The sequence below is a fragment of the Listeria fleischmannii subsp. fleischmannii LU2006-1 genome (genome assembly GCF_000344175.1).
GTDB lineage: Bacteria > Bacillota > Bacilli > Lactobacillales > Listeriaceae > Listeria > Listeria fleischmannii.
Genome location: NZ_ALWW01000019.1, coordinates 40,730 through 47,352, shown reverse-complemented (window position 1 = coordinate 47,352; position 6,623 = coordinate 40,730). Strand labels below are relative to the sequence as shown.

General features: G+C 38.8%; 4 protein-coding genes, 1 rRNA gene and 2 pseudogenes. All 7 read right to left on the bottom strand.

Translation table 11 applies throughout. From position 1 onward, the window contains the following. Window positions 1-115, bottom strand: a 16S ribosomal RNA gene (locus LFLEISCH_RS07310); the annotation flags it as partial. Between the two features lie 452 nt (window positions 116-567). Next, window positions 568-2,066 (bottom strand): annotated as a pseudogene (gene lysS, locus LFLEISCH_RS07305) (lysine--tRNA ligase). Window positions 2,067-2,194: 128 nt separating this feature from the next. Beyond that, a pseudogene (gene dusB / locus LFLEISCH_RS07300) lies at window positions 2,195-3,191 on the bottom strand (tRNA dihydrouridine synthase DusB). 90 nt (window positions 3,192-3,281) lie between these two features. After that, window positions 3,282-3,761, bottom strand: a complete 480-nt coding sequence (gene folK, locus LFLEISCH_RS07295) for a 2-amino-4-hydroxy-6-hydroxymethyldihydropteridine diphosphokinase (protein ID WP_007474974.1) — start codon at window positions 3,759-3,761, stop codon at window positions 3,282-3,284. Beyond that, on the bottom strand, window positions 3,762-4,130 hold the full coding sequence (gene folB, locus LFLEISCH_RS07290) for a dihydroneopterin aldolase (protein WP_007474973.1): 369 nt from the start codon (window positions 4,128-4,130) through the stop codon (window positions 3,762-3,764). 15 nt (window positions 4,131-4,145) lie between these two features. After that, on the bottom strand, window positions 4,146-4,952 hold the full coding sequence (folP, locus tag LFLEISCH_RS07285) for a dihydropteroate synthase (RefSeq protein WP_007474972.1): 807 nt from the start codon (window positions 4,950-4,952) through the stop codon (window positions 4,146-4,148). A 720-nt stretch (window positions 4,953-5,672) separates the two neighbouring features. After that, window positions 5,673-6,599, bottom strand: a complete 927-nt coding sequence (gene cysK / locus LFLEISCH_RS07280; RefSeq protein ID WP_007474970.1) for a cysteine synthase A — start codon at window positions 6,597-6,599, stop codon at window positions 5,673-5,675. Window positions 6,600-6,623 lie beyond the last annotated feature (24 nt).

Below are 6,623 nucleotides of genomic sequence, written 5' to 3'. Positions count from 1 at the left end.
TCACCCGTCCGCCACTCACCGACAGAGAAGCAAGCTTCTCTTTGGTTCGTTCGACTTGCATGTATTAGGCACGCCGCCAGCGTTCGTCCTGAGCCAGGATCAAACTCTCTTTAAAATGTAAATCGAATTTGAATACTTATTCAACACTGTGAATAAGTTTCCTTAGCATCACAAATTGACTTTGCTAGCTTCTTACTAGTTTTTTTGGAAACATCTTTTTGTTTCCTGTCCTATGAATTGATTGGTGAAACATCTGTTTCATCGCTTTTTCATCTTCGTTCTGTTCAGTTTTCAAAGGTCACCGTTGCTTATTTCAGCAACTCTTATATCTTACACCAATCATTAAGTGAAGTCAATAGTTTTTTATTTTATTAAATCTATTTTAACGCCTCACTCGCACAACTGGAACGTTTATAAATATACCATGTTTCTATGGGCTTTGCAAGCATATTTATAAAAGTTTTTTCTCTTGGGAAAAATTGTTTTTTTACAGAAAATTATCTCCTTTCAAATTTTAATAATACATATAAAAAAAGCTTGTGACACTATAGTGTCACAAGCTTTTAATTAGTCTCTGTGTTTCATAGTTGGGAATAGTAGAACGTCTCTAATAGAAGGAGCATTTGTCAGTAGCATAATCAAACGATCCATGCCGATTCCTAATCCGCCAGTTGGTGGCAAGCCTTGTTCAAGCGCAACAAGAAAATCATCGTCCATTTCATGCGCTTCATCATTTCCTTGTTCGCGTTCGATCAGTTGGGATTCGAAACGTTTGCGTTGATCAATTGGGTCGTTTAACTCCGAAAAGGCATTTGCGTGTTCGCGACCTACAATAAAGAGTTCAAACCGGTCGGTGAAACGACTGTCAGTTTTACTCATTTTAGCCAGAGGAGAGATTTCTACGGGATGACCGTAAACAAAAGTTGGTTGAATGAGTTTCTCCTCAACGAATGTCTCGAAAAACTCATTGAGAATGTGACCGTATGTCATGTTGTTCTAGTTATTTCGATCATTTATGTTTTTTCGCCAGTTTCTCTTGCTTCTTCTGTCGTAGCGTTCCACAAATCTACCCCTGCATATTCTTTAACAGCATCCGCCATATGAATCCTTGTCCATTTCGGTGCTAAATCTACTTCATATTCACCGTAAGTAACGGTTGTGCCACCTGTTACTTTTTCTGCAACATACGATACGAGACCTTCAACCAAATTCATCACATCTTCAAAATCCTCATAAGCCGCGTAAGATTCTAGCATTGTAAATTCCGGATTGTGACGCGTGGAGATTCCTTCGTTACGGAAAACTCGGCCAATTTCGTATACCTTGTCCATACCTCCTACGATAAGGCGTTTTAAGTGGAGTTCTAGTGCGATACGCAGGTATAGGTCCATATCAAGTGCGTTGTGGTGCGTTATGAATGGTTTTGCGGCTGCCCCGCCGGCAACTGTATGCAATACTGGTGTTTCAACTTCCAAATAACCTTGGTCATCTAGATAGTCACGTGTATATTTTAAGATTTTACTACGCATCACAAAACGCTTTTGGCTTTCTTCATTCGTGATTAAGTCCAAATAGCGTTGACGGTATCTTTGTTCTACGTCTTTCAGTCCATGGTATTTGTCAGGAAGTGGACGAAGCGCTTTAGTAAGTAAAACAAAATCCGTTGCTTTAACCGAAAGCTCTCCCGTATTAGTTCGAAAAATAGTTCCTTTAATGCCAATAATATCTCCTAAATCAGCAAGTTTAAAGACATCATATTTTTCTTCGCCAATGTTATCTTTACGAATATATATTTGAATTTGATGGAAACGATCTTGAATGTGTGTAAATCCAACTTTTCCTTTTACACGTTTTGTCATGATTCGTCCCGCTACGGAAACTTCGATATTTGCTTCTTCCAAGTCTTCCTTTGATTTATCCTTATACTTTTCTTCTATTTCTTCCGGACTAGTAGATCGGACAAATTTTTCACCAAAGGGATCAACACCGATATTCCGCAAAGTATCAACTTTTTCACGGCGAACGATTAACTGATCATTTAATTCTTCGTGGTTTTCGTGAGTCATATCATGACACTCCTATTCTTTTCATTATAAACAGATGCTTCCATTATACGCTTTTTTCATACTATTTTTCCACCCTAATTATAGAAAAAGTTGACACAAATTTATGTGTCAACTTTTAAAATGTAGATTTACGATGGCTTAATCAGATTTTTTTCTTCATATTGATTAACAAAATCAAGGAGAATCTTTTCCATCTCTTGTTTTTCAGTAGCTTGGTTTACTGCCACTTTTGCTCGAGTACTTCCACGCGCTCCTTTTAAATAATAAGCAGCATGTTGGCGGAACTCTCGAACCGCAATATTTTCACCCTTTAACTCAATAAGGCGGTTTAAATGAAGCAAGGCGGTTTCAATTTTTTCACGTGGTTCTGGTTCTGGCATAAGTTCACCCGTTTCAAGATACTTCACAGTACGGTAAATCATCCACGGGTTTCCAAGTGCAGCACGACCAATCATAACGCCATCTGCCCCTGTCTCTTCTAACATACGCTTAGCATCTTCTGGCGTTTTAACATCACCATTTCCCATAAAAGGAATTTTAATCGCTTTTTTTACATCGCGCAAGATATCCCAATTTGCGACACCTTCGTACATTTGTACACGCGTCCGCCCGTGCATGGCTATAGCTGCTGCCCCCGGCACTCTCAGCAGCCAAGGCATTTTCTACCGCAAAAACATGCTCGTCATCCCAGCCAATTCGCATTTTTACTGTAACAGGTTTATCGATGGCTGCAACTACAGCTTTTACCATATCATGCACTTTATTAGGGTCAAGAAGCCATTTAGCTCCAGCTTCACACTTAATAATTTTATTGACCGGGCATCCCATGTTGATATCAATAATATCTGCCGTCGTATTTTCCGCAACAAATTTCGCTGCTTCGACAAGCGTTTCTTTTTCGCCGCCAAAAATTTGTAAACTTAGCGGTTTTTCTTTTTCATCTATATAAAGCATATCAATCGTTTTCTGATTGCGGTACTCGATACCTTTGCCGCTGATCATTTCGCAGCAAACAAGACCTGCACCAAATTCTTTTACTGTAAGTCTAAAAGCGGAGTTTGAGATTCCGGCCATCGGAGCAACAACTACACGGTTTTTAATCTCCACATCACCAATTTGAAACATGCTTTTAAAGCCCCTTCCTCTTCTAAAAATTCCTTTTTTCATACGCTAGTGTTATGTTAACACAGTTTTAAAGTTTCGCAAGTGCTTTTTTTACCACTTTATTTGAAAATTTGTCCGTTTGATTCCTTGGTTTTCAATTTGTTTTTCAATAAAGTAAGGTTTGGCGACTTCCTCCGCAATTTCTAAAAGAGGCAACATTACAAAAGCTCTTTCTTGCATAAAAGGGTGTGGGATTTTTAGCTTTTCTGTATCGATTTGAATATCATCATAGAGCAAAACATCTACATCAATTAGCCTAGGTCCCCATTTAAACAAACGAACACGCCCTAATTCCTTTTCCACCTGCAAACACGTATCTAAAAGCGCTTCTGGTTTTAAATTCGTTTCAATTTGAATCACGATATTTAAAAATATATCTTGTTCCTCATAGCCAACCGGATCCGTTTGGTACACACTCGAAATTTTTTGAAGGGTAACGCCAGGATTTTCTGCCAACAAATGAACGGCCTTCGTTAAATTTTCCAGCTTCTCCCCAATATTTGAGCCTAAAGACAAAAAAGCTGTGGCCATTCAGTTCACGCTCCGCTCACGATAAATTTCAACAGCTACAGAATGATAATGCCCTGGAATTGGCGGATTTGGCTTAATTACTTTCACCGTAACCGCAGTTAGCTGTGTATAATCTTGCAGTACTTCCGTCGCAATCGTTTCAGCAAGCGCCTCGATTAATTTAAATTCACGCGCTTCTGTAATTTCTTTTACCGTTTCATACACATCCGCATAGCTCACCGTGTCCTCCACACGGTCTGACACGCCCGCTTCTTTCGTTGATAAATGCAAGATAAGTGACACCTGAAACGTTTGACCCAACTGATTTTCTTGCGGCAAGACACCGTGATAACCATAAAAACTTAATTCATTCAAATAAATTTTATCCATTTTTCCACCCTTTTCCTATTTTTCATCCATATTCCCCATAATCGCATCTGTCATTTTTACCATTCTTGAAATTGGCTTCACATCATGCACACGAACAATATGACATCCTTTTGACAAGCCATATACCACAGTAGCTCCCGTACCTTCCATCCGCTCATCTACTTTTAGGTCTAAAACTTGACCGATTGTTGACTTACGGCTCGTTCCCAGTAATACTTCATAGCCTAGTGCCACAATTTCATCTATTCGGCGTAATACTTCTAAATTTTGATTAACGGTTTTCACAAAACCAAAACCAGGATCAAGAATGATATGTTCCTTTCTTACGCCCGCTTCTAAACAAATAGCAACACTTTCGAGCAAATCATTTTTCACATCTTCCATAAAATCTTGATAGTCACGGTTCGTACGATTATGCATTAAGCAAATAGGCACGTCATATTTCGCCGCCACTACCGCCATATTCGGATCTTTTTTAGCGCCCCATTGATCATTTAAAAAGTCAGCGCCCGCGAGAATCGCTTCAGATGCTACTTCACTTCGCCACGTATCAACTGACAAATATGTATTTGGCAAAACTTTACGCAATGCTTTAATAATCGGAATAACTCGGTTCATCTCCTCTACGATCGAAACTTCCGAGTATCCCGGACGCGTGGAGACACCACCAACATCAATAATATCTGCCCCATCATCTACCATTTTCTTCGCATAGGAAACAGCTGTTTTCGTGTCCATATAAGCCCCGCCGTCCGAAAAGGAATCTGGAGTAATATTTAATATCCCCATCACTAGGCTATTCTGCGTTTTTTCCCATTTCATAACCAACAACCTCACCTCTCAAAAATCATTATAGCATCAAACGAGCGTGCATCACTTCCTTTTGCTTAAAAACATAAAAAAACCAACGTGGAAAAAGGGAAGGAAACCACGTTGGTCAAAAAAGGGAGTTTTGGGATTTTCATTTAATAGGGGGAAAATGAAAATGTTTTGTTGTTAGCTTATGAGTATATATTAACCCGCTACCACTAAAATCCACTGTGAATAAAATGAAAGTTTAGTAAGAAAATCATTTTCATTTTCTCATCCCGCGTCTCAAAACAAACATAAAAAAACCAGTGTGGAAAAGGGAGGAACCACACTGGTCAAAAAGGGAGTTTTGGGATTTTCATTTAATAGGGGGAAAATGAAAATGTTTTGTTGTTAGCTTATAACTATATAATAAACAGCTTCCCCTAAAATTCCCTGAGAATAAAATGAAAGTTTGGTAAGAGTTCCATTTTGTTTCTTTCATTTTAGACAAACAAAAAACCAATGCGGAGAAAAGGGAGTAAACCGCATTGGTCCAAAAAGGGAGTTTTGGATTTTCATTCTAAAAAGGGAAAGAAATGAAAATATTTTTGCTTGTTGTTAGCTTATATACATATAATACTAATAAAAAAAGTGTTTATACTGTGTAAAAGATTAGAAAAAGATTAGAATTTTATTTATTTTTTCACATAAAAAGGTATAAATATTAAAATTTATACCTTTATCTAGCAATTAATCTTCAAAATTATATAAAGCTGTGCTTAAATAACGTTCTCCATTACTCGCTACAACCGCAAGTACCTTTTTACCTTCACCAAGCTCTTTCGCAAGGTCTAATGCCGCTTTAATTGTAGCTCCAGATGAAATTCCGACTAAGATTCCTTCTTTTTTCGCAACTTCGCGAGCCGTAGTGAGAGCATCTTCACTCGTTACTTTCAAAATTCCGTCATACACTTTTGTATCTAATGTGTCTGGCACAAAACCCGCACCGATGCCTTGAATTTTATGCGGAGACGGAGATCCACCACTTAATACAGGCGACTCTTCTGGTTCTAAAGCGTAGATTTTAATGTTCGGATAATTTTTTCTTAACACGTGCCCTGCACCTGTAACCGTACCACCAGTACCTACTCCTGAAATAAACGCGTCAAGTCCCTCTTGGCCGAAAGCTTCGACAATTTCCGGACCAGTTGTTTTTTCATGAATATCAGGGTTTGCAGGATTATGAAATTGTTGCGGGATAAAATAACCGTGTTCTTTTGCAAGCTCATCTGCTTTTTGGATAGCGCCTTTCATGCCATCTGCTCCTTTTGTAAGGACAAGCTCTGCCCCGTACGCTTGGAGAAGTTTACGTCTTTCAAGGCTCATTGTATCAGGCATAACAAAAATAGCACGATAACCTTTTGCTGCTGCAACCATTGCCAGACCAATACCCGTGTTTCCGCTTGTCGGCTCGATAATGGTATCACCTGGTTTTAAAACACCATCTTTTTCAGCCGCTTCAATCATCGCATTCGCAATGCGGTCCTTTACACTTCCACCCGGATTTTGAAACTCGAGTTTAACATATACTTCTGCGCTACCTTTTTCCGGTAATCGATTTAATTTAACAATTGGTGTTTGCCCGATTAAGTCAGTAATGGAATTTGCAATTTTCATAGTTCAACACTCCTCCAAATAGCT

What these genes read in the sequence shown, in the direction of transcription:
- folK (WP_007474974.1), bottom strand. Translation starts at nt 3,761, where the DNA reads ATGGCCACAGCTTTTTTGTCTTTAGGCTCAAATATTGGGGAGAAGCTG.
- folP (WP_007474972.1), bottom strand. Translation starts at nt 4,952, where the DNA reads ATGAAATGGGAAAAAACGCAGAATAGCCTAGTGATGGGGATATTAAAT.
- folB (WP_007474973.1), bottom strand. Translation starts at nt 4,130, where the DNA reads ATGGATAAAATTTATTTGAATGAATTAAGTTTTTATGGTTATCACGGT.
- cysK (WP_007474970.1), bottom strand. Translation starts at nt 6,599, where the DNA reads ATGAAAATTGCAAATTCCATTACTGACTTAATCGGGCAAACACCAATT.